The sequence below is a fragment of the Streptomyces sp. NPDC059582 genome, assembly GCF_042735715.1.
In the GTDB taxonomy this organism is placed as follows: domain Bacteria; phylum Actinomycetota; class Actinomycetes; order Streptomycetales; family Streptomycetaceae; genus Streptomyces.
Map to the genome: position 1 here is coordinate 1 of NZ_JBHWCC010000077.1, position 22,133 is coordinate 22,133.

The following is a 22,133-nucleotide window of genomic DNA, read 5'->3' on the forward strand; positions in this document are numbered from 1 at the left end:
ACCACCTCGTCCGGCACCGTCTCCCGCTGCCGCACCCCCGTGATCGACTCCACCACATCACCCAGCGACTCCAGATGCTGGATGTTCACCGTCGAGACGACATCGATCCCCGCCGCCAGCAACTCCTCCACGTCCTGCCACCGCTTCGCATTACGCGAACCGGGGATGTTCGTGTGGGGCAGCTCGTCGACCAGGGCCACCTGGGGCCTGCGCGCCAGGACGGCGTCCACGTCCATCTCGGTGAAGACCGTGTCCCGGTACTCCACCTCCCGGCGCGGGATCTGCTCCAGCCCGTGCAGCATGACCTCGGTACGCGGCCGCCCGTGATGCTCCACGAACGCCACCACACAGTCGGTACCGCGCTCCACCCGCCGATGCCCCTCGGACAGCATCGCGTACGTCTTGCCGACGCCCGGTGCCGCACCGAGATAGATCCGAAGCTTGCCGCGTGCCATGTTCACCCTTCGAAGCGGTAACCCATGCCGGGTTCAGTGATGAGATAGCGGGGGTGGGAGGGGTCGGACTCCAACTTGCGGCGCAACTGGGCCATGTAGACCCGCAGGTAGTTGGTCTTGTTGCGCTGGGAGACCCCCCAGACCTCCTGGAGCAGGTGTTTCTGTGTGACGAGCCGCCCGGGGTGGATGACCAGGATCTCCAGCAACTGCCATTCCGTCGGCGTGAGTCGCACGTCGGTCCCGCCGCGGACGACCTTCTTGGCGAGCAGGTCGATGGTGAAGTCCGCCGTCACCACCCGGGTCGTCCCGGCGGACGGCGTGATGTCCTCGGTGCGACGGACGGCGGCCCGCAGCCGAGCCAGGAGTTCGTCCATGCTGAACGGTTTGGTGATGTAGTCGTCGGCCCCGGCGTCCAGGGCGGCGACCTTCTCGCCGGAGGAGCGACGGGCCGACAGCACCAGGACGGGCACCCGGCTCCAGCCGCGCAGGGCCCTGAGCACGTCGACGCCGTCCATGTCGGGGAGGCCGAGGTCCAGGATCACCACGTCGGGTTGGCGCGCGGCTGCCAGGCGCAGGGCCGTGGCTCCGTCGGGGGCCGCGTCCACTCCGTACCGGCGCGCCTGCATGTTGATCACGAGGGCCCGTACGAGCTGCGGGTCGTCCTCCACCACCAGCACCCGCGTCATGGGTGTGCGCCTTTCCTGTCGTACGTGCGGCCGTGACCGCGTTCATGGCGGCGGGAGCCGACGGAACCGGGATGTCTCCCGGGCCGCCGGCTCCCGTGCGGTTCGCGTAACGCCATCAGCCCTTGGCCACGAGGGCCTTGAGAGCGATGTTCAGCTCGAGGACGTTCACGCGGGGCTCGCCGATGAAGCCGAGGGTGCGGCCCTCGGTGTGGTCCTCGACCAGCTTCTCCACCTGGGCGACCGGGAGGTCGTTCCGCTCGGCGATCCGGTGGACCTGGAGGTCCGCGTACTCCGGGGAGATGTCCGGGTCGAGGCCGGAGCCGGAGGACGTGACCGCCTCGGCGGGCACCTCCGACGCCTTGACCTGGAACTCGGTGGTCGAGTTGTCCTTGACGACGGCGGCCTTGGCGTCCTTCACCCACTGGATCAGGTCGGTGTTGTCACCGGCACGGTTCGTCGCGCCCGACAGGATCAGCTTGTACTGGGTGTTGACGCTGTTGCTGCCCAGGCCGTTCTGCGGCCGGCCCTGGAACCACTTCAGGTCGGGATCCGGGGTCTCCTGGCCCTTCTTCAGCGGCAGGTTGTACTGCTGGCCGATGAGGGAGGAGCCGACGACCTTGCCGTCCGCCTTGATCTCCGAGCCGTTCGCCTTGTCGCTGAACAGGCCCTGTGCCACACCGGTGATCGCGAGCGGGTAGACGATGCCCGTCACCACCGTGAGCACCAGCAGCGCGCGCAGGGCCGCCCACAGCAACCTGGCTGTGTTCGTAACCGAGTTGTTCATGGGATCAGCCGATTCCGGGGATGAGGGAGATGATCATGTCGATGATCTTGATGCCGATGAAGGGGGCGATCAGGCCGCCGAGGCCGTAGATCCCCAGGTTGCGCCGCAGCATCCGGTCGGCGCTCACGGGCCGGTAGCGCACGCCCCGCAGGGAGAGCGGCACCAGCGCGATGATGATCAGCGCGTTGAAGACGACCGCGGACAGGATCGCGGAGTCCGGCGAGGACAGGTGCATGATGTTGAGCTTGTCCAGGCCCGGGTAGACCGCCGCGAACAGCGCCGGGATGATCGCGAAGTACTTCGCGACGTCGTTGGCGATGGAGAACGTGGTCAGCGCACCGCGGGTGATCAGCAACTGCTTGCCGATCTCCACGATCTCGATGAGCTTGGTCGGGTTGGAGTCGAGGTCGACCATGTTGCCGGCCTCCTTCGCGGCCGACGTACCCGTGTTCATCGCCACGCCGACGTCCGCCTGCGCGAGGGCGGGGGCGTCGTTCGTGCCGTCCCCGGTCATCGCGACCAGCTTGCCGCCGGCCTGCTCCCGCTTGATGAGGGCCATCTTGTCCTCGGGAGTGGCCTCCGCGAGGAAGTCGTCGACGCCCGCCTCCTCGGCGATCGCCTTGGCCGTCAACGGGTTGTCACCCGTGATCATGACGGTCTTGATGCCCATGCGGCGCAGCTCGTCGAACCGCTCCCGCATGCCCTCCTTGACGACGTCCTTGAGGTGGATGACGCCCAGGACGCGGGCGCCCTCGGTGTCCTCGACGGCCACCAGCAGGGGCGTACCGCCCGACTCGGAGATCCGGTCGGCCAGCGTGTCGGCGTCCGCGGACACCGTGCCGCCGCGCTCGCGGACCCAGGCCACGACCGAACCGGCCGCGCCCTTGCGGATCATGCGCCCGTCCACGTCCACACCGGACATCCGGGTCTGGGCGGTGAAGGCGATCCACTCGGCGCCGTGCAGTTCGCCCTGGTGACGCTCGCGCAGTCCGTACTTCTCCTTCGCCAGGACGACGATGGAGCGTCCCTCGGGCGTCTCGTCGGCCAGCGAGGAGAGCTGGGCGGCGTCGGCGACCTCGGCCTCGGTGGTGCCGCGCACCGGCACGAACTCGGACGCCTGGCGGTTGCCGAGCGTGATGGTGCCGGTCTTGTCGAGCAGCAGGGTGGAGACGTCACCGGCGGCCTCGACCGCACGGCCCGACATCGCCAGCACGTTGCGCTGGACCAGGCGGTCCATGCCCGCGATGCCGATCGCGGACAGCAGCGCGCCGATCGTGGTCGGGATCAGACAGACCAGGAGTGCCACCAGCACGATCATCGTGAGATGGCTGCCCGCGTAGGCCGCGAACGGGGGCAGGGTCGCCACCGCGAGCAGGAAGACGATCGTCAGCGACGCGAGCAGGATGTTCAGCGCGATCTCGTTCGGCGTCTTCTGCCGTGCGGCGCCCTCGACCAGGCTGATCATCCGGTCGATGAAGGTCTCGCCCGGCTTCGTCGTGATCTTGATGACGATCCGGTCGGACAGCACCTTGGTACCGCCGGTGACGGCGCTGCGGTCGCCGCCGGACTCCCGGATGACGGGCGCCGACTCACCGGTGATCGCCGACTCGTCGACCGAGGCGACGCCCTCGACGACGTCACCGTCGCCGGGGATGATGTCGCCCGCCTCGCAGACGACGAGGTCACCGATCTTCAGCTCGGTGCCGGGGACGAGCTCCTCCGCCGTGCCGTTGATGCGGCGGGCGACCGTGTCGGTCTTGGCCTTGCGCAGGGTGTCGGCCTGCGCCTTGCCGCGGCCCTCGGCGACGGCCTCGGCCAGGTTGGCGAAGACGACCGTCAGCCACAACCAGGCGCTGATGGTCCAGCCGAACCAGTCACCCGGGTCCTTGAAGGAGAACACGGTGGTCAGCAGGGAGCCGATCCACACCACGAACATGACGGGCGACTTGACCATCACGCGCGGGTCGAGCTTGCGGAAGGCGTCCGGCAGCGACCTCAGCAGCTGCTTCGGGTCGAACAGTCCCGCGCCGATCTTGCTTTCGTCCTTGTGACCGGTCGGCACGTCGCTGTGCGGCGCCCGGGTCGGGGTGGCTGTGGACATCGAGTCCTCTTGGTTCTCTGTACGGGTCGTCATGACGCCAGCCCCTCGGCCAGCGGCCCCAGTGCGAGGGCCGGGAAGTACGTCAGACCGGTGATGATCAGGATCGCGCCCACCAGCAGGCCGGTGAACAGCGGCTTCTCGGTGCGCAGGGTGCCCGCGGTGACCGGCACGGGCTTCTGTTCGGCGAGCGAGCCGGCCAGGGCCAGCACGAACACGATCGGCAGGAAGCGGCCGAGGAGCATCGCGAGGCCGAGTGTGCTGTTGAACCACTGCGTGTCCGCGTTCAGACCGGCGAACGCCGAGCCGTTGTTGTTGGAGGCGGACGTGTAGGCGTACAGGATCTCGGAGAAGCCGTGCGCCCCGCTGTTGGTCATCGAGTTGCCCGGGGTCGGCAGGGCCATCGCGAACGCCGTGAAGATCAGCACCAGCGCCGGGGTGATGAGGATGTAGCAGGCCGCCAGTTTGATCTCGCGGGTGCCGATCTTCTTGCCCAGGTACTCGGGTGTGCGGCCGACCATCAGACCGGCGATGAACACCGCGATGATCGCCATGATCAGGATGCCGTAGAGACCGGATCCGGTACCGCCGGGCGTGATCTCGCCCAGCATCATGCCGAGCATGGTGATACCGCCGCCGAGACCGGTGAACGACGAGTGGAAGGAGTCCACCGCGCCGGTCGAGGTGAGGGTGGTCGACACCGCGAAGATCGACGAGGCGCCGACACCGAAGCGGGTCTCCTTGCCCTCCATCGCGCCGCCGGCGATCTGGAACGCCGAGCCGTGGTGGGCGAACTCGGTCCACATCATCAGACCGACGAAGCCGATCCAGATGGTGGCCATCGTCGCGAGGATCGCGTAGCCCTGCCGGACCGAGCCGACCAGGATGCCGAACGTGCGGGTCAGCGCGAACGGGATCACCAGCAGCAGGAAGATCTCGAAGAGGTTCGTGAACGGAGTCGGGCTCTCGAAGGGGTGGGCGCTGTTGGCGTTGAAGTAGCCGCCACCGTTGGTGCCCAGCTCCTTGATGGCCTCCTGCGAGGCGACCGCGCCGCCGTTCCACTGCTGCGAGCCGCCCATGAACTGGCCGACCTCGTGGATGCCGGAGAAGTTCTGGATCGCACCGCACGCGACGAGCACGACCGCGGCGATCACCGCGAGCGGCACCAGGATGCGGACCGTGCCACGGACCAGGTCGGCCCAGAAGTTGCCGAGCTCACCGGTGCGCGAGCGCGCGAAACCGCGAACGAGGGCCACCGCGACGGCGATGCCGACCGCGGCCGAGACGAAGTTCTGCACAGCCAGACCGGCGGTCTGTACGACGTGGCCCATGGCCTGCTCGCCGTAGTACGACTGCCAGTTGGTGTTGCTCACGAACGACGCGGCGGTGTTGAACGCCTGGTCCGGGTCGATCGCGGAGAATCCGAGGGATCCGGGCAGGACGCCCTGGATCCGCTGCAGGAGGTAGAGGAAGAGGACGCCGACCGCGGAGAAGGCCAGGACACCGCGCAGGTAGGCGGGCCAGCGCATCTCCGTGTTCGGATTGGCACCGATGCCCTTGTAGATCCACTTCTCGACGCGCCAGTGCTTGTCGGAGGAGTAGACCTTGGCCATGTAGTTGCCGAGGGGGACGTAGGCGAGTGCCAGCGCCGCTATGAGGGCGAGCAGCTGGAGTACGCCGTCGAGTACGGGACTCATGTCGGGGCTCAGAACCTCTCCGGGAAGATCAGGGCGAGGACGAGATAGCCCAGCAGGGCGACGGCCACGACGAGGCCGACGATGTTCTCGGCGGTCACAGCTTCGTCACCCCCTTGGCGACGAAGGCCACCAGCGCGAAGACCGCGATCGTGATGACGACGAAGGCCAGATCGGCCATCGTGAACTCCTGGAGTGAGGTTCGTTGGACGGGGACAGTTCGAGGAAACAGCCTCGATGGCCGGAACCGACCGCCGTTTACGTGTCCCTTACGGCGCGCTGCGGGCCCTTGACGGGACCCTGACGCCGACGGAGGCGCACGTCACGGACGCGTACCGGCGGCACGCGGCAGGCTCCTGCCAGGGCGCGCGGCGGGTTCGTCTCGACGGCACGCGGGAGGCGCGTGCCGAGGGGCGCGTCTCCACAGCCGGAACCGCCGCAGCCGGAACCGCAGCCGGCAGATCACCGCGTCGGTCTCCCGCCGTACGGCGTGCGCGACTACGGGGTGAGAGCCGCCACGCCGGTCGTGACGGCGACGGCGACGGCGACGGCGACGTTCAGGACGCGGTCCGGGACGAGGGAGGCCGCCGCCACCAGGCCGGTCCGTGGTGCGGCGGACACGTAGGGGGCCACGTGGTGCACCAAGGGTGTGCCCGGATCGACGTGCCGCAGACCGCTCATTGCGCGTTCTTCGCGCCCGGACGACGGAGCTTGATACGTCGTTGACGCGGCCGTGACGGGCGCCGCGCGCGGAGCGCTGCGAGGGCGTCAAGAACCTCCCGCCCCTCGTCAGCGTCACGTCAAAGCCCACTGGGCCCGCCCGCCCGGTCCCTAGCGTCGGCCACATGGGACTCCGCGACGACACGCGACACGACCGGCCCGGCGCGACCGGCCCACAGCCCGACGCGGCGGCCTACGACCGCCGCTGGGCCCGGGACCTGGCCGACTCGGTCCGCTGCGCGGTCGTACTCCTCGGCCTGCTGCTCCTGATCGACGGGAGCGCGGGCTCACTCTCGCCGGGACGCGGCGCCCTGTGGTGCACGCTGGCCGTGCTGCTCTTCCTGGTGCTGTGCCCGGTCCGCGTCCGGGCCGGCGAGGGCTGGCTCACCGCCCGCCGCCTGCTGCGCACCCGGCGGGTCCGCACCGACCGGCTGGTCTCGGTGCGCTGCCTCGACGGCGTCTCCCCGCGGCTGCTGCTCCGCGACGCCGACGGCGACCGGGTCGTGATCGACCCCCGGATCCTCGTCGCCAGCCCCGAACTCTGGCACCGCCTCGCGGAGGGCGCCCACAGGTCGACCGCGGACGGCACCCTGTTGTGCGGGGCGACCGCGCTGCGTCACGTCGCGGAGCGGATCGAGCGGGAGACCGCACCGACCGAGTCCGGGCCTCGGGACTGACCCAGGGCCTTTCGTTGGGATCAGGTCGGCCGTGGCCGACGGAGCTGATCGGCCGGCCCGAGCGGGGTGTGCGGTGGCCGCAAGGCGCAGGAGGGCGTCGACGCGGAGCGTCGCAACCGACGACAACGCAGCGGACCCGCGTGCCACACCCCCGCGACACCGGGCTGATCCAAACGACAGGCCCCAGCCGGAGCAGGTGGTCGCTGATCCAAACGACAGGCCCAAGCAGGTGGTCTCCGCCCGGCACTCCGGTCGCGGCGGCGCTCAGGGAGCGCTTCCCGCGCCGGACGCCCCACTCGGACACCACGGGGACACCCCCGCGCACAGGCAACCAGAGGTCAGGGCAACGGCAAGCAGGACCGTGGCCGCGCGCGAGAGGCGCGGCCGCGCGGGCACGATGGCCCGCAGGCGGCGGCGCGGAGCGGCCCGCGCGGCCACGGTCCGGTGCCGGAGGGATTCCCGGGGCCCGCCCGTCCGCGCTCCTCGTGAGCCGCGGACCGGGAGTGCACCCGGGTGGGACGACTTCCCTCCTCTTCCGTGGCTGGCGGCCTCCCCCTGAGGTCATCCGACCGTGTTGGTCTCGGTCCCTCCCACGCCACGCCACGGATGGTCATCCGTCCCCCGTGCCGTTCAGTCTGTGACCGGTACCGGGCAGGACCGGGCTTCGCTGACACTCCTTTGACGCCTTCCCAGCCGCGCTTGACACGCCCTTGACGGCAGCCGGACGCCTCACCGCGCCAGCGGGACGCCCCACGGCCCTCCCTCACCCGCGGACCGGTCTCCGCCCGCGCCCCGGGGTGGGCGTGACTCTGCGTGTCCGCCCTGCGTTCATCCGCCCGGAACGAACCGCTCGTCCCCCATACAGCCCAACCCGTGCCCGGTTGCTCCTCGCGTCCCTCTTTTGACGCGCACGCCACGCGCGCGTGGCCGGTCTTAACGGAAGCTTGACGCCCACCGCTCCAAGATCCGTGGGCCCACGCGTCACTCTCTGCATACGCTGGTGCCGCCGTCCGCGTGATGGCCGAAACCACACGCTGAGCCACACCTCAGGAGCACGCCGATGGCCACGACCGAACACCCGCCTCCCAGCCGCCTGCGCGCCTGGATGCTGGAAGGCCTGTCCGACATGGGCAAGGGTGGCGGCCACCAGGGACCCCATGCGCAGCCGGAGCCCGCGCACAAGGGTCAGCGTTGGTGGCGGGTGATGTGCCTGACCGGTGTCGACTACTTCTCGACCCTCGGCTACCAGCCGGGCATCGCCGCCCTCGCGGCCGGTCTGCTGTCCCCCGTCGCGACCATCGTGCTGGTGATCGTCACTTTGGCGGGCGCCCTGCCCGTGTACCGGAGAGTGGCCGAGGAGAGCCCGCGTGGCGAGGGCTCGATCGCGATGCTGGAGCGGCTGCTGTCGTTCTGGCAGGGCAAACTCTTCGTGCTGACCCTGCTCGGGTTCGCGGCCACCGACTTCCTGATCACCATCACCTTGTCGGCGGCGGACGCCTCGACCCACCTGGTCGAGAACCCGCACCTGAACGACGCCCTTCACGACAAGCAGATGCTGATCACCCTGATCCTGGTGGCGCTGCTCGGCGCGGTGTTCCTCAAGGGCTTCCTGGAGGCGATCGGCGTCGCCGTCGCCCTGGTGGGCATCTATCTCGCGCTGAACGTCGTCGTCGTGATCGTCGGCCTCTGGCACGTCGCCACCGCCGGACACGTGGTCACCGACTGGTCCAACGCCCTCACCGCCGAACACGGCAACGTCTTCGCCATGGTCGGCGTGGCCCTGCTGGTCTTCCCCAAGCTCGCGCTCGGCCTCTCCGGATTCGAGACCGGCGTCGCCGTGATGCCACACGTCAAGGGCGACCCGGACGACACCGAGGAAGTGCCGACCGGCCGTATCCGGGACACCAAGAAGCTGCTCACCACCGCGGCCCTGATCATGAGCTGCTTCCTGATCGCCACCAGCTTCATCACCACCCTGCTGATCCCGGAGAAGGAGTTCGAGTCCGGCGGCCAGGCCAACGGACGTGCGCTGGCCTTCCTCTCGCACGAGTACCTGGGCAACGTCTTCGGCACGGTCTACGACGCCTCGACGATCGCGATCCTGTGGTTCGCCGGCGCCTCCGCCATGGCCGGCCTGCTGAACCTGATGCCGCGTTATCTGCCCCGCTACGGCATGGCCCCGCACTGGGCGCGTGCCGTCCGCCCCATGGTCATCGTCTTCACCCTGGTCGGCTTCCTGGTCACCTGGATCTTCGACGCCGACGTCGACGCCCAGGGCGGCGCCTACGCCACCGGCGTGCTGGTGCTCATCAGCTCCGCGGCGATCGCCGTGACCATCGCCGCCCGCAAGGCCGGGCAGCGCAACTGGGCCATCGGGTTCGCGGTGATCTCGGCGGTGTTCCTCTACACGACGGTCGTGAACGTCATCGAGCGTCCCGACGGTGTGAAGATCGGTGCCTGCTTCATCGCCGGCATCATCCTCGTCTCGCTGCTGTCCCGGCTGGCCCGCGCCTTCGAGCTGCGCGTGACCAGCGTGACGCTGGACGACATGGCGGCCCGCTTCGTCCGGGACATGGCCAGCCGGAAGATCCGGTTCATCGCCAACGAGCCCGACCAACGGGACAAGGCCGAGTACCGCGACAAGATCGAGCAGATCCGCCAGGACAACGACATCCCCGGCCAGGAGGACTTCGTCTTCGTCGAGGTGACGGTGACCGACCCCTCCGAGTTCGAGGCGGGCCTGACCGTACGCGGCGAGGTCCTGCACAACCGCTACCGCGTGCTGACCCTGGAGTCCGCGTCCATCCCCAACGCCCTGGCCGCGCTGCTCCTGTACGTCCGCGACACCACCGGCTGCACGCCGCACATCTACTTCGAGTGGACCGAGGGCAACCCGTTCGCCAACTTCCTGCGCTTCTTCCTCTTCGGCCAGGGCGAGGTCGCCCCGGTCACCCGTGAGGTGCTGCGCGAGGCGGAGCCGAACCGCGACCGCAGGCCGCGGGTCCACACCGGCTGAGCGCGCGACCGGGGCCCGTCCGGGCGACGTCAGGCCGCCGTCAGGATCCGTGCGACGGACGTCAGGGCCCCGTCAGTGCCCGTACCCCACGGGCACACCGGGCCTACCGTCGGCTTCATGGAACGCACCGCACCCCTCCCCCCGGACGGCGACCGTCACTGGCGGCACGGCGCCCGGTTCGCGGTGGGCTGCGCCCTGGTGTTCTGCGGCCTGACCTTCCTGCTCGACTGGAACGCCGGCACCCTGACCCCGGCGCGCGCCCTGCTGTGGCCGGGCCTCTCCGTCGTGCTGCTGCTGGTCCTGCTGCCGCAGCGCGTCACCGCGGGCTCCGGCTGGCTGGCGGTGCGCGGTCCGGTACGCGGACATGTGATCCGTACCGACGCGCTGACGGACATACGGCAGTACCCCGGCGTCTCCGCGCATCTGGTCCTGCGCGACGCCTACGGCCAACGGCTGGAGCTCGACCCCCGGGTGCTGGTGGCCAACCCGCTGCTCTGGCACGACCTGGACACGGGTGTGCGCCGCTCGCGTGAACGCGGCACGCTGCGCGAGGGCTCCGAGGTGCTGGCGCGGCTGGGCCGGGAGATCGACGACGCCACCGCGCGTGCCGTCCTCAGGGAGTCGGGAATCTCCTGAGCAGCGTGCGCCGTGGCGGACGCGCCACGACCCGCCCGTAGCGCATCCGGCCGACGATCTCTGTCCGCAGGACGACCGGCACGTCCGGGCCGCCCGCCGGACGGGTTCTGATCCTGGCGTACTCCATCACCAGGGAGTCGGTGTCCACGACGACACCCGGCCGGGTCACCAACCGCAGTGCGCCGCCGCTCATGTCGAGGTCGACGCGCAGGGTGTCGTGCGCGATCACGGCCCGGGTGAAGTCGAGCGTCACGTCCCCCCAGGAGGAGTCGATCACCATCCGACGGGGCACCACCCAGCCGTCGGCGCGCACGGCCGAACCACCGTGCTGCTCGATGCGGACGAGGTCCTTGACTCCGGCTCCATGGTCTCCGGCGGGCAGGTCGGCCGTCAGGACGGCCAGCTCCCCCAGGGTGCGGGCCGACAGGGCGGCCCCCACGCGCTCGTCGAGCTCCTCCGCGGTCAGCCGGCCGTCCCCCGCGGCGGCGCTCAGCACGTCCACGACCCGGTCCCGGTCCGCGTGCGAGGCCCTCAGTCCGGGCGGCGCACCCGGGTGCGCGAGTTCAGCCGGCGTTCCCTCACCCCGATCGTCGCTCACGAGGACTAACGCCATATCGCGTTATATACATGGGCCAACCCCGTGTCCACCGCCGAGCGTTCGCCGCCCTATCGTGACTCGCATGCAGTCCTACACAATCGGCCAGGCGGCACGGCTGCTCGGCGTGAGCCCGGACACCGCCCGCCGCTGGGCGGACGCCGGCCGGGTGGCCACCCATCGCGACGACAGCGGCCGTCGTCTCATCGACGGCAAGGACCTCGCCGCGTTCTCCGTCGAGCTCGCCAGGGCCGGAACCACCGAGGAGGAGACCTCGTACACCTCGGTCCGCAACGCCTTCCCCGGCATCGTCACCGCGATCAAGCTCGGCGACGTCGCCGCCCAGGTCGAGATCCAGGCGGGCCCGCACCGCCTGGTCTCGCTGCTCACCCGTGAGGCCGTTGAGGATCTGGGCCTGGAGGTCGGGATGGAGGCCACCGCCCGGGTGAAGTCGACGAACGTGCACATCGACCGCGTCTGAGCGGGGCGGTGGCCCGCGCCGTTCGCCAGGTGACGCAGTGGTTCACCTGGCGACGGAGCGGTTCACCCGGTGACCGCGTCGTTCACTTGGTGACCGAGTAGGAGTGCGCGCCGGCTCCGGCCAGCGCGCCCCCGTCCACGATCAGGTACTCGTCCCGCAGCGGCCGGCCGCCGAACCAGGACTCCAGGATCTCCCGGGTCCCGGCCGCGTACCGGGCCTGCGCGGACAGCGACGAGCCGGAGATGTGCGGGGTCATGCCGTGGTGCGGCATGGTGCGCCAGGGGTGGTCGGCGGGAGCGGGCTGCGGGAACCAGACGTCGCCCGCGTAACCCGCCAGCTGACCGCTGCGCAGCGCCCGGTCGACGGCGTCCCGGTCCACGATCAGCGCCCGCGCGGTGTTGATGAGGTAGGCGCCGCGCTTCATCGAGCCGAGCAGCTTGTCGCCGAACAGCCCCTCCGTCTCCGGGTGCAGAGGCGCGTTGACCGTGACCACATCACAGTGCGGCACCATGTCCTCGGTGCTCTCGTGGAAGGTCAGCCCCAGTTCCTCCTCCACGGCCCGCGGCAGCCGGTGCCGGTCGGTGTAGTGCAGCCGTACGTCGAACGGCGCGAGCCGGCGCAGCACCGCGAGGCCGATCCGCCCGGCGGCCACCGTGCCAACGTGCATCCCCTCCAGGTCGTACGAACGGGCCACGCAGTCCGCGATGTTCCAGCCGCCGTCGAGCACGACCTGGTGGGAGGGCAGGTAGTTGCGGACGAGGGACAGCGTCATCATCACCACGTGCTCGGCGACGCTGATGCTGTTGCAGTACGTCACCTCGGCGACCGTCACCCCGTGGGTGATCGCCGCGTCGAGGTCGACGTGGTCGGAGCCGATGCCCGCGGTGATCGCCAGCTTGAGGTTCTTGGCGGCGGCCATGCGCTCGGCGGTCAGGTACGCCGGCCAGAAGGGCTGCGAGATCACCACGTCGGCGTCCACGAGCTCCCGGTCGAAGACCGAACCGTCGCCGTCCTTGTCGGAGGTGACGACGAGGGTGTGGCCGGCGGCCTCCAGGAAACCGCGCAGGCCGAGTTCGCCGGAGACGCTGCCGAGGAGGTGGCCCGGGGTGAAGTCGACCGCCTCGGGGGTCGGGGTGGTCTGGCCGCCCGGGTAGTGGTCGATCGCGGGCAGATCGTCACGGGCGTACGAGGTCGGGTATCCGTCGGTGGGGTCGTCGTACAGGACACAGAGCACCTTGGCCATGTCGCGGCTCCTCAACTCCGTTTCGGGAACGTGCCCTTCACGATCCTCGGGGTGATTCGCCCAGGTCAAAACGAACGTTGCTATGCCGAGATAGCCCGCTTCTATCAACCGCTCCGCCCGCCGGACCCGCCCAGGTAGCTGTGCAGCAGTTCGTCCAGCGCGTCCCGGACTCCGGCCCCCCGCGCCACCGCCACCAGCGCGTCCGCCAGGACCGACTGGGGTTCGCTGCGGGCGACGACCAGCCCGACCCGCGGTCCGTGCGCGGGCCCCACCAGCGGCACCACCCGCATACCGTCCGGCACGCCGAACATGTGCAGCCACGCGTGCGATATCACGCTGGACCAACGGCCACCGGGCAGATGCGCGTACAGCCCGGCGACGCTGTCCGACTCGATCGCCGGCGCGGCCACCGCCCCGTCGGCGGCGAAGCACTCGTCGATGATCCGCCGGTTGCGCATCCGCGGATCGAGCAGACACAGCGGCAGGGCGGCGGCCTGCGACCAGCGGGCCGTGCGGGCCTCGCCCAATTCGCCGCCGACGGGCGTGAGCAGCACGTACCGCTCCTCGTAGAGCGGCAGACGGCGCACGTTGCGCAGCGTGTCGTCCTCCAGGTACGTCATCGCCGCGTCCAGTTCGAACTCGCCGAGCCCGTGCGTGATGTCGGCCGAGGACAGCGACTGAAGGGCGACCCGGGCGAGTGGATGCCGGTCGCAGAACGGTGTGGTCAGCAGGGAGGCGACGGGCAGCGCGGTGGGCACGACCCCGAGGCGCAGCGTGCCGGTCAGTCCGCCGCGCAGCACCGACAGTTCCTGGTGCAGGGCGTCGCGCTCGGCGAGGATGCGGTGCGCCCAGGCCAGGACGAGCTCCCCCTCCGGGGTCAGTCCCTCGTACCGCCGCCCGCGCCGCACCACAGGCACGCCCAGTTCGTGTTCCAGACGGCGGATCGCCGCGGACAGCGAGGGCTGCGAGACATGACAGGCGGCGGCCGCCCGCGCGAAGTGGCGCTCGCGCGCGAGCGCGACGAGGTACTCCAGCTGACGCAGCAGCATGCGCGGCCTCCGTGCCTTCGCGTCCTGGCGCTTTGGTCCTTTGGTCCTTTGGTCCTTTGGTCCTTTGTTGTGCGCGGGTGCGGACCGCACCCGGGCGGGGGTGCGGCAGAGCGGCGCCGCCCGCAGGTCCAGGCGGCCGTACAGGCGGGACAGGGCACGGCCGGTGAAGTGCTCGATGCGCCCGATGCGGTAGTGCACGGTGTCGACGTGCAGGTGCAGCGCCTCCGCCGTGCGCGCCCAGGATCCGTCGCAGGCCGGAAACGTCACCAGCGGCTGCAACAGTACGGCGACCGCGGTGTTTTCGGTGTCGAGCAGCGGCACCGGGACGGTCCGGCTGTAGGCGGTGCGGACATCGGCGGGCGAGAGCTCCTTCACCCCGGTCGCCCCGCCCCGGCCAACGCCCTGCGGAACGCGACGGGCGTGCGGTTCACGGAGCCGCCGCTGACCCGAGACCGGGTGTGGTCGGCACGGGCGGCCGGCAGTCGTACGCCCCGTCGACCCGGATCGCCCTGATCCCGCTGATGTGCCGGGCCCCGCAGCGGTCCTGCGGCAGCACGAGTTGGGGTCCGGCACGGTCGAGGGGGGTGTCGTCGATGCTCACCGCGAGCAGCACGGGGGCACCGGCGAAGTCGGGGTCGATCTCGGCCCAGGACAGCAGGGCATGGTGTCCGTCCGCGCCGGTGACGGCGACCAGGAAGCGCAGCCGGTCCTTGCGCCGTACCGGATCGAAACCGGGCCCCGCGTCGGACAGCACGTCGTACAGCCGCGGTCCGGTGAACCAGTGGCGCTGTACACCGCTGGTGGCGCACTCGAAGGTGACCCGCACCCGGTGCTGGCGCCGGCCGAGCAGGTCCGGCACGGTCAGGCGGGTCGGACGGGCCAGGTCGCCGGTCAGGGACAGCTCCGCGAGCGTCACGTGCCACCTCCTCCCGGATGACGTACCCGGACGACAGCCCCGTACAAACGCACATGCCCACCCGAACCCTGGATCGTCGCAGATCATGCGATGCAACAGGAGACTTACACCTCGCAAGTGCGGCAGTATCATCGCCGAACGGTCCGTCAGGGGCCGACGAGGGGTCCTACGGGCCCTCACGTGAAGCAGCAGAGGGAGTAGACCCGTGATGACCCGTCCCGCACGCCGGACCCGCCGCACCCTGCAGATGGCCGGTGCGGGGGCCGCCGCGTTGCTGGCTCTCAGCGCCTGCTCGTCCTCCGACCCGGACTCGTCCGCCAAGTCCGACACCTCGGCGTCGGCGTCCTCCTCCCCGAAGCTTTCCGGCGCGGTGACCGTGTTCGCCGCGGCCTCTCTGAAGGAGAGCTTCACGGCCCTGGGCAAGGAGTTCGAGAAGGAGCACCCGGGGACGAAGGTCACCTTCAACTTCGGTGGCAGCGACACCCTCGCCGCGAGCATCACCGGCGGCGCCCCGGCCGACGTGTTCGCCGCCGCCAGCCCCAAGACCATGAAGATCGTGACGGACGCGGGAGACGCCTCCGGCACGCCCGCCACGTTCGTGCGCAACCAGCTGGAGATCGCCACCTTGCCGGGCAACCCCGACAAGATCGCTTCTCTGAAGGACCTCACCAAGTCCGGCCTGAAGGTCGTGCTGTGCGACAAGACGGTGCCGTGCGGCGCCGCTGCCCAGAAGGCCCTGGAGGCCGGCGACCTCGAGCTCACCCCGGTCTCCTACGAGCAGGACGTCAAGAGCGCCCTGACGAAGGTCGAGCTGAAGGAGGCCGACGCCGCGGTCGTCTACAAGACCGATGTGCACGCGGCGGGTGACAAGGTGGAGGGCGTGGAGTTCCCCGAGTCCGCCGACGCCGTCAACGACTACCCGATCACCCTCCTCAAGAGCGCCCCCAACGCCGAGGCCGCCAAGGCGTTCGTGGCGCTGGTGCGGTCCGCCGAGGGCCAGCAGGTGCTGACCGAGGCCGGGTTCCTCAAGCCGTGACCCCGACCGACAAGGCCGACGCCGCGGGCGACATCATCGAGGGCCGTCCGCGACGCGGCCGTGTCCGGCGGGCGAGCCGAGGCGTCCCCCTGCCCCTGCTGGTGCCCGCTCTCGTGGGCCTCGCCTTCCTGCTGCTGCCGATGCTCGCGCTGCTCGTCCGGGCGCCCTGGAGCGGTATGCCCGAGCAGCTGACCAGCACCGAGGTCTGGCAGGCCCTCCAGCTGTCCCTGGTCTGCGCCACGGCGGCGACCGCGGTGAGCCTGGTCATCGGCGTCCCGCTGGCCTGGGTGCTGGCCCGTGCGGACTTCCCCGGCCGGGGCTTCGTGCGTGCCCTGGTGACCCTGCCGCTCGTGCTGCCGCCGGTGGTCGGCGGTGTGGCGCTGCTGCTCGCCCTCGGCCGCAACGGGGTCGTCGGGAAGTGGCTGGACGCCTGGTTCGGGATCACCCTGCCGTTCACCACGGCGGGCGTCGTCATCGCGGAGACGTTCGTGGCGATGCCGTTCCTCGTCATCAGCGTCGAGGGCACCCTGCGGGCCGCCGACCCCCGCTACGAGGAGGCGGCCACCACACTGGGCGCCTCCCGCTTCACCGCGTTCCGCCGGGTCACCCTACCGCTGATCGCCCCGGGCATCGCGGCGGGCGCCGTGCTGGCCTGGGCCCGCGCACTCGGCGAGTTCGGCGCGACGATCACCTTCGCGGGCAACTTCCCGGGCCGCACCCAGACCATGCCCCTCGCCGTCTACCTCGCCCTTCAGAGCGACCCCGAGGCGGCGATCGCCCTCAGTCTGGTGCTGCTGGCCGTGTCGATCGCGGTACTGGCGGGACTGCGGGACCGTTGGATGACGGCGTCATGACGCCGCCACAGGCCGACCGGGCGGCCCACGGACGAGTTGGCCGGACCGGCCCCGAACCAGCCGACCGGACCCGCAGGCCACGGCGCCCAGCTCGCCACGAACAGCACTGTCAGCTCTGTCCCTGTCCCTGTCCCTGTCCCTGTCCCCGACCATGCCGGACGATTCCTTCATGACCGACCTCGGCGCCACCAAAGCCGCCCCCGCCGCCGCGGGCGCTCACGGCCAGGGCCTCGACGCCCGTCTCGTCGTGGACCGCGACACCTTCCGCCTCGACGTCGCTCTGACCGCGGCTCCCGGGGACGTCGTCGCCCTGCTCGGCCCGAACGGCGCCGGCAAGACCACGGCCCTGCGCGCCCTCGCCGGCCTCGTCCCGCTCTCGGACGGCCATCTACGACTCGACGGCGTCTCGCTGGACCGTACGCCTCCCGAGTCCCGCCCGGTCGGCGTGGTCTTCCAGGACTACCTGCTCTTCCCGCACCTGACGGCGCTGGACAACGTGGCGTTCGGCCCGCGCTGCCACGGCGCTTCCAAGGCAGAAGCCCGTGCGCAGGCCGCCGAGTGGCTGGACCGGATGGGCCTGGCCGACCACACCGGCGCCAAGCCCCGCCGGCTGTCGGGCGGTCAGGCCCAGCGCGTCGCCCTGGCCCGCGCTCTGGCCACCCACCCGCGGCTGCTGCTCCTCGACGAACCCCTCGCCGCGCTGGACGCCCGCACCCGGCTGGAGGTACGGGCCCGGCTCCGGCGTCATCTGGCCGAGTTCGAGGCGGTCGCCGTGCTGGTCACCCACGACCCGCTGGACGCCATGGTGCTGGCCGACCGACTCGTCGTCGTGGAGCACGGGAGCGTCGTCCAGGAGGGCACCCCGTCCGACATCGCCCGCCACCCGCGCACGGACTACATCGCGCGGCTGGTCGGCCTGAACCTGTACCAGGGGCGGGCCGACGGGCACACGGTCCGCCTCGACGCCGGCCCCGCCGTCACCACCACCGAGATCCTGTCGGGCTCGGTCTTCGTGGCCTTCCCGCCGAGCGCGGTCACCCTGCACGGGAGCCGCCCCACCGGCTCCAGCGCCCGCAACCTCTGGCGCTGTGAGGTCGCGGGTCTGGAGACCCACGGCGACCAGATCCGTGCCGACCTCACCGGCGAACTCCCACTCGCCGCGGACCTGACCACGGTGGCCGCCGCCGAACTCGACCTGCGCCCCGGCGCACCCGTCTGGGCGACGGTGAAGGCGACCCAGACGCACGCCTACCCCGCCTGAACCGGTCCGGCGAAGGAGTGCGGGGAACGGCACGACCGGCCAGGACGGACCGCGGGCGCCGCACCGGACTCCCGGCGCGGCGCCCGACGCGGCGCTCAGTCCTCGTACGCGTCCAGCGGCGGGCACGAGCAGACCAGGTTCCGGTCACCGAAGGCCTGGTCGATACGGCGCACCGGCGGCCAGTACTTGTCGGCGGCCGAGACTCCGGCCGGGAAGACGGCCTCCTCGCGGCTGTAGGCGTGCTTCCACTCCCCGCCGAGCGCGGCCGCGGTGTGCGGGGCGTTGCGCAGCGGGTTGTCGTCGGCCGGCCAGTGGTCGGCACCGACCTTCTCGATCTCCGTACGGATGGCGATCATCGCCTCGCAGAACCGGTCGAGCTCGATCAGGTCCTCGGACTCGGTCGGCTCGATCATCAGCGTCCCGGCCACCGGGAACGACATCGTCGGCGCGTGGAAGCCGTAGTCGATGAGCCGCTTGGCGACGTCGTCGACGCTCACGCCGGTCGCCTTGGTGAGCGGGCGCAGGTCGATGATGCACTCGTGGGCGACCAGGCCGCCCGGGCCCGTGTACAGCACGGGGAAGTGCGGTTCGAGCCGCTTGGCGATGTAGTTGGCCGAGAGCACCGCCACCTGCGTGGCCCGCTTGAGCCCTTCGCCGCCCATGAGACGGACGTAGGCCCACGAGATGGGCAGGATGCCGGCCGAACCCCACGGAGCCGCCGAGATCGGGCCGACCCCGGTCTCGGGACCGGCCGCGGGCTGCATCGGGTGGTTCGGCAGGTACGGCGCCAGGTGCGACCGTACGGCCACCGGGCCGACGCCGGGTCCGCCGCCGCCGTGCGGGATGCAGAACGTCTTGTGCAGGTTCAGGTGCGAGACGTCGCCGCCGAAGTGGCCCGGCTTGGCGAGGCCGACGAGTGCGTTGAGGTTGGCCCCGTCGACGTAGACCTGGCCGCCCGCCTCGTGCACCTGCGCGCAGATGTCGGCGACGTGCTCCTCGAAGACGCCGTGCGTGGACGGGTACGTGATCATCAGCACCGACAGCTCGTCGCGGTACTGCTCGATCTTCGCCCGCAGGTCGTCGACGTCGATCTCGCCGTCCCCGGCGGTCTTCACCACGACGACCTTCATACCGGCCATGACGGCGCTGGCGGCGTTGGTGCCGTGCGCGGAGGAGGGGATCAGACAGACGGTCCGCTGCTCGTCCCCGTTGGCCCGGTGGTACCCGCGTACGGCGAGCAGACCGGCCAGCTCGCCCTGCGAACCGGCGTTGGGCTGGAGGGAGACCTTGTCGTAGCCGGTGACCTCGGCGAGCCGATCCTCCAGCTCACGGATGAGCGTGAGGTAGCCCTGCGCCTGCTCGGCGGGCGCGAAGGGATGCAGCTGGCCGAACTCGGGCCAGGTGACCGGCTCCATCTCGGTGGTCGCGTTGAGCTTCATGGTGCAGGAGCCCAGCGGGATCATGCCGCGGTCGAGCGCGTAGTCGCGGTCGGACAGCCGGCGCAGGTAGCGCAGCATCGCGGTCTCGGAGCGGTGCTGGTGGAAGACCGGGTGCGTCAGGTACGTGTCGGTACGCAGCAGCGCGGCCGGCAGGGTGTCCTCGGTGGTCTCGTCCAGCGCCTCGATGTCGCACTCGACACCGAAGGCCGTCCACACGGCGGCGAGCTGTGCCCGCGTGGTGGTCTCGTCGCAGGCGAGGGAGACGTGGTCGGCGTCGACGAGGTACAGGTTCACGCCGTGCTCGCGCGCCGCGGCCACGGTCGCGGCGGCCCGGCCCGGCACCCGCGCGGTGAGCGTGTCGAAGAAGGCGCCGTGCACGATCTCGACCCCGCCCGCGGTGAGACCCGCGGCGAGGAGCGTGGCGTAGCGGTGGGTGCGCCGGGCGACGGCCTTCAGGCCCTCGGGCCCGTGGTAGACGGCGTACATGCCGGCCATCACGGCGAGCAGCACCTGCGCGGTGCAGATGTTGCTGGTCGCCTTCTCCCGGCGGATGTGCTGCTCACGGGTCTGGAGGGCGAGGCGGTAGGCCCGGTTCCCGTCGGCGTCGACGGACACGCCCACGAGCCGCCCGGGCAGGCTGCGCGCGAACTTCTCGCGTACGGCCATGTAACCGGCGTGCGGTCCGCCGAAGCCCATCGGCACACCGAAGCGCTGGGTGGTGCCGACCGCGATGTCCGCGCCGAGTTCGCCCGGCGAGGTCAGCAGCGTCAGCGCGAGCAGGTCGGCGGCGACGGTGACGAGCGCGCCCAGCTCGTGCGCCCGGTCGACGACCGGCTTGATGTCGCGCACGGCTCCGGAGGCGCCGGGGTACTGGACGAGTACGCCGTTGATCTCGCGCTCGGCGATCTCGGCCGGAATACCGTCGCTGAGGTCGGCGACGACGACCTCGACGCCGGTCGGCTCGGCGCGGGTCTGGATCACGGCGATGGTCTGCGGCAGCGCGTCCGCGTCGACCAGGAACAGACCCTTCTTGTTCTTGCCCATGCGCAGGGACAGCGCCATCGCCTCGGCGGCGGCCGTGCCCTCGTCGAGCAGCGAGGCGCCGGACGTCGGCAGGCCGGTGAGCTCGGCGACCATGGTCTGGAAGTTCAGCAGCGCCTCGAGCCGGCCCTGCGAGATCTCCGGCTGGTAGGGCGTGTACGCCGTGTACCAGGCCGGGTTCTCCATGACGTTGCGCAGGATGACGGGCGGCGTGAAGGTGCCGTAGTAGCCGAGGCCGATCATCGAGCCGAGGACCTCGTTGCGGTCCGCGAGGGAGCGCAGCTCGGCCAGCACCTCGGCCTCGGTGCGCGCGCCGGGCAGGTCGAGCGCGTCGGCGTTCTTGATCACATCCGGGACCGCGGCTGCCGTGAGTTCGTCCAACGAGCCGTACCCGACCTGCGCGAGCATCTTGGCCCGCGCCTCCTGGTCGGGCCCGATGTGGCGCTGCTCGAACGGGATTCCCTGTTCGAGCTCGGAGAGCGGAATGCGGTGGGCGGTCATTGCGGAGGCCTCCTGGTCTGACGCGACCTGCGAGGGGTACCAAGGCGCAGGTACCCGGACGGCCTCCCCCTCTGTCATCTCAACCTGAGAGCTTCACCGGATCGCCCACAAAGGGGATACCGGCTTTCACCGTCGGTGAGAGCGGGAGTCCGACGACACCCGCCCTGCTTTCCAGAGTGACCTCGTCCGTGCGGTACGTGGGCCTGAGAGATTCCGGGGAGGATTTGCTCCTTCGGCGCCTCCGATGATGATGCTCGGAGGACTCTCCCGCACGGGGTCGGCAGCCGTCTGCCAGCGTACCAGCGCGGTCAACAGCGGATCCTTCGAGTGGCCACCTTCCTGATTGTGCTCTTTTGTAGTGCTTACGAATGAGTTGCGACCTGGAGGAGGGCCCGTGCAGACCGATATCGATCCGCGCAACCTGATCGGCCGCAAGGCGTTCGACCGCAACGGCACCAAGATCGGAACCATCGACGAGGTCTACCTCGACGACGCGACCGGCGTGCCGGAGTGGGCTGCCATACGTACCGGCCTGTTCTCGAGAGACGCCTTCGTCCCGCTCGAGCCCAGCGAACTGGTCGAGGGCGCCCTGCGCATCCCCTTCGAGCGAGCGCTGATCAAGGACGCCCCGGACTTCGGCGTCGGGCGCCACCTCTCGCCCGAGCAGGAGCTCCAGCTCTACCACCACTATGGCCTCGACATCGCCGCTCCTCCCCCGATCCCGGACCACGACTTCGGCAAGCTGGCAGGCACGGACGAGGCCTGACCCCACCACCCGCCCGACTGCCCCCACCACACCGCCGTCGTACTACGCCCCGCCATCCCGCCGCCCGACCGCCCGGCCGCCCGACCACCCGGCTGCCGGGTCGACGCATGGCGCGGGCGACGGCACGGTGGTCCTGGAAGCTGCTCGCAACGCAGCCCTGGAACGCTTTCTCCCCGCGACCCGGT

19 protein-coding genes, 2 pseudogenes and 1 riboswitch are annotated in these 22,133 nt (G+C 70.7%); of the genes and pseudogenes, 8 read left to right on the top strand and 13 right to left on the bottom strand.

Annotated features, from left to right (window positions below):
* The 7 genes and pseudogenes from ACFV0T_RS38810 to ACFV0T_RS38840 all read right to left on the bottom strand — a co-directional run.
* A pseudogene (locus ACFV0T_RS38810) lies at positions 1-455 on the bottom strand (histidine kinase); the annotation flags it as partial.
* 2 nt (positions 456-457) lie between these two features.
* Positions 458-1,141 carry a response regulator gene (locus ACFV0T_RS38815; protein WP_385789742.1) on the bottom strand — a complete coding sequence of 228 codons (684 nt, stop codon included), beginning with the start codon at positions 1,139-1,141 and terminating at the stop codon, positions 458-460.
* A gap of 115 nt (positions 1,142-1,256) precedes the next feature.
* Positions 1,257-1,925 carry a potassium-transporting ATPase subunit C gene (locus tag ACFV0T_RS38820; RefSeq protein ID WP_385789744.1) on the bottom strand — a complete coding sequence of 223 codons (669 nt, stop codon included), beginning with the start codon at positions 1,923-1,925 and terminating at the stop codon, positions 1,257-1,259.
* Positions 1,926-1,929: 4 nt separating this feature from the next.
* Entirely contained in the window at positions 1,930-4,059 is a 2,130-nt protein-coding gene (gene kdpB, locus ACFV0T_RS38825) for a potassium-transporting ATPase subunit KdpB (protein WP_385789745.1), read from the bottom strand.
* Positions 4,056-5,720, bottom strand: a complete 1,665-nt coding sequence (gene kdpA, locus ACFV0T_RS38830) for a potassium-transporting ATPase subunit KdpA (RefSeq protein WP_385789747.1) — start codon at positions 5,718-5,720, stop codon at positions 4,056-4,058. The genes kdpB and kdpA overlap by 4 nt, the downstream gene beginning before the upstream one ends.
* 8 nt (positions 5,721-5,728) lie before the next feature.
* Positions 5,729-5,818 (bottom strand): K(+)-transporting ATPase subunit F, encoded by a 90-nt coding sequence (kdpF, locus tag ACFV0T_RS38835; RefSeq protein WP_016434100.1) that lies wholly within the window; start codon positions 5,816-5,818, stop codon positions 5,729-5,731.
* A 397-nt stretch (positions 5,819-6,215) separates the two neighbouring features.
* Positions 6,216-6,398 carry a hypothetical protein gene (locus ACFV0T_RS38840; RefSeq protein WP_385789748.1) on the bottom strand — a complete coding sequence of 61 codons (183 nt, stop codon included), beginning with the start codon at positions 6,396-6,398 and terminating at the stop codon, positions 6,216-6,218.
* A 164-nt stretch (positions 6,399-6,562) separates the two neighbouring features.
* Here ACFV0T_RS38840 and ACFV0T_RS38845 point away from each other — a divergent pair, with 164 nt between their 5' ends.
* From ACFV0T_RS38845 to ACFV0T_RS38855, 3 genes are all read left to right on the top strand, one after another.
* On the top strand, positions 6,563-7,114 hold the full coding sequence (locus tag ACFV0T_RS38845; protein WP_385789749.1) for a hypothetical protein: 552 nt from the start codon (positions 6,563-6,565) through the stop codon (positions 7,112-7,114).
* A 1,060-nt stretch (positions 7,115-8,174) separates the two neighbouring features.
* Complete coding sequence (locus ACFV0T_RS38850; RefSeq protein WP_385789751.1) at positions 8,175-10,130, top strand: amino acid transporter; 1,956 nt, start codon at positions 8,175-8,177, stop codon at positions 10,128-10,130.
* Positions 10,131-10,247: 117 nt separating this feature from the next.
* Positions 10,248-10,766 carry a hypothetical protein gene (locus tag ACFV0T_RS38855; RefSeq protein ID WP_385789753.1) on the top strand — a complete coding sequence of 173 codons (519 nt, stop codon included), beginning with the start codon at positions 10,248-10,250 and terminating at the stop codon, positions 10,764-10,766.
* Here the strand turns inward: ACFV0T_RS38855 and ACFV0T_RS38860 are convergent.
* Positions 10,744-11,364 (bottom strand): DUF1707 domain-containing protein, encoded by a 621-nt coding sequence (locus tag ACFV0T_RS38860; protein ID WP_385789755.1) that lies wholly within the window; start codon positions 11,362-11,364, stop codon positions 10,744-10,746. The two genes, ACFV0T_RS38855 and ACFV0T_RS38860, sit on opposite strands and share 23 nt — an antisense overlap.
* An 82-nt stretch (positions 11,365-11,446) precedes the next feature.
* Between ACFV0T_RS38860 and ACFV0T_RS38865 the strand changes: the two genes are divergently transcribed.
* Positions 11,447-11,842, top strand: a complete 396-nt coding sequence (locus tag ACFV0T_RS38865) for a molybdopterin-binding protein (RefSeq protein WP_385789756.1) — start codon at positions 11,447-11,449, stop codon at positions 11,840-11,842.
* An 82-nt stretch (positions 11,843-11,924) separates the two neighbouring features.
* Here the strand turns inward: ACFV0T_RS38865 and ACFV0T_RS38870 are convergent, their stop codons facing one another.
* From ACFV0T_RS38870 to ACFV0T_RS38885, 4 genes and pseudogenes are all read right to left on the bottom strand, one after another.
* Positions 11,925-13,085 carry an NAD-dependent formate dehydrogenase gene (locus ACFV0T_RS38870; RefSeq protein WP_385789758.1) on the bottom strand — a complete coding sequence of 387 codons (1,161 nt, stop codon included), beginning with the start codon at positions 13,083-13,085 and terminating at the stop codon, positions 11,925-11,927.
* Between the two features lie 104 nt (positions 13,086-13,189).
* Positions 13,190-14,134 (bottom strand): LysR substrate-binding domain-containing protein, encoded by a 945-nt coding sequence (locus ACFV0T_RS38875; protein ID WP_385789781.1) that lies wholly within the window; start codon positions 14,132-14,134, stop codon positions 13,190-13,192.
* Between the two features lie 126 nt (positions 14,135-14,260).
* Positions 14,261-14,509: pseudogene (locus ACFV0T_RS38880) on the bottom strand (helix-turn-helix domain-containing protein); the annotation flags it as partial.
* Between the two features lie 52 nt (positions 14,510-14,561).
* Positions 14,562-15,050 (bottom strand): molybdopterin-dependent oxidoreductase, encoded by a 489-nt coding sequence (locus ACFV0T_RS38885; protein WP_385789759.1) that lies wholly within the window; start codon positions 15,048-15,050, stop codon positions 14,562-14,564.
* A gap of 208 nt (positions 15,051-15,258) precedes the next feature.
* Here ACFV0T_RS38885 and modA point away from each other — a divergent pair, with 208 nt between their 5' ends.
* The 3 genes from modA to ACFV0T_RS38900 all read left to right on the top strand — a co-directional run bounded on the left by modA (position 15,259) and on the right by ACFV0T_RS38900 (position 18,201).
* Complete coding sequence (modA, locus tag ACFV0T_RS38890; protein ID WP_385789761.1) at positions 15,259-16,086, top strand: molybdate ABC transporter substrate-binding protein; 828 nt, start codon at positions 15,259-15,261, stop codon at positions 16,084-16,086.
* Positions 16,083-16,940 carry an ABC transporter permease gene (locus ACFV0T_RS38895; RefSeq protein WP_385789763.1) on the top strand — a complete coding sequence of 286 codons (858 nt, stop codon included), beginning with the start codon at positions 16,083-16,085 and terminating at the stop codon, positions 16,938-16,940. The genes modA and ACFV0T_RS38895 overlap by 4 nt, the downstream gene beginning before the upstream one ends.
* A gap of 169 nt (positions 16,941-17,109) precedes the next feature.
* Positions 17,110-18,201 carry an ABC transporter ATP-binding protein gene (locus ACFV0T_RS38900; protein WP_385789765.1) on the top strand — a complete coding sequence of 364 codons (1,092 nt, stop codon included), beginning with the start codon at positions 17,110-17,112 and terminating at the stop codon, positions 18,199-18,201.
* Between the two features lie 95 nt (positions 18,202-18,296).
* On the opposite strand, the gene gcvP is transcribed toward ACFV0T_RS38900, so the two are convergent.
* Positions 18,297-21,182, bottom strand: a complete 2,886-nt coding sequence (gcvP, locus tag ACFV0T_RS38905) for an aminomethyl-transferring glycine dehydrogenase (RefSeq protein ID WP_385789766.1) — start codon at positions 21,180-21,182, stop codon at positions 18,297-18,299.
* Positions 21,183-21,363: 181 nt separating this feature from the next.
* Positions 21,364-21,462: riboswitch (glycine riboswitch) on the bottom strand.
* Positions 21,463-21,576: 114 nt separating this feature from the next.
* Here gcvP and ACFV0T_RS38910 point away from each other — a divergent pair.
* A complete protein-coding gene (locus ACFV0T_RS38910; protein WP_385789767.1) occupies positions 21,577-21,948 on the top strand; it encodes a PRC-barrel domain-containing protein in 372 nt (123 codons plus the stop codon).
* Positions 21,949-22,133: the final 185 nt, after the last annotated feature.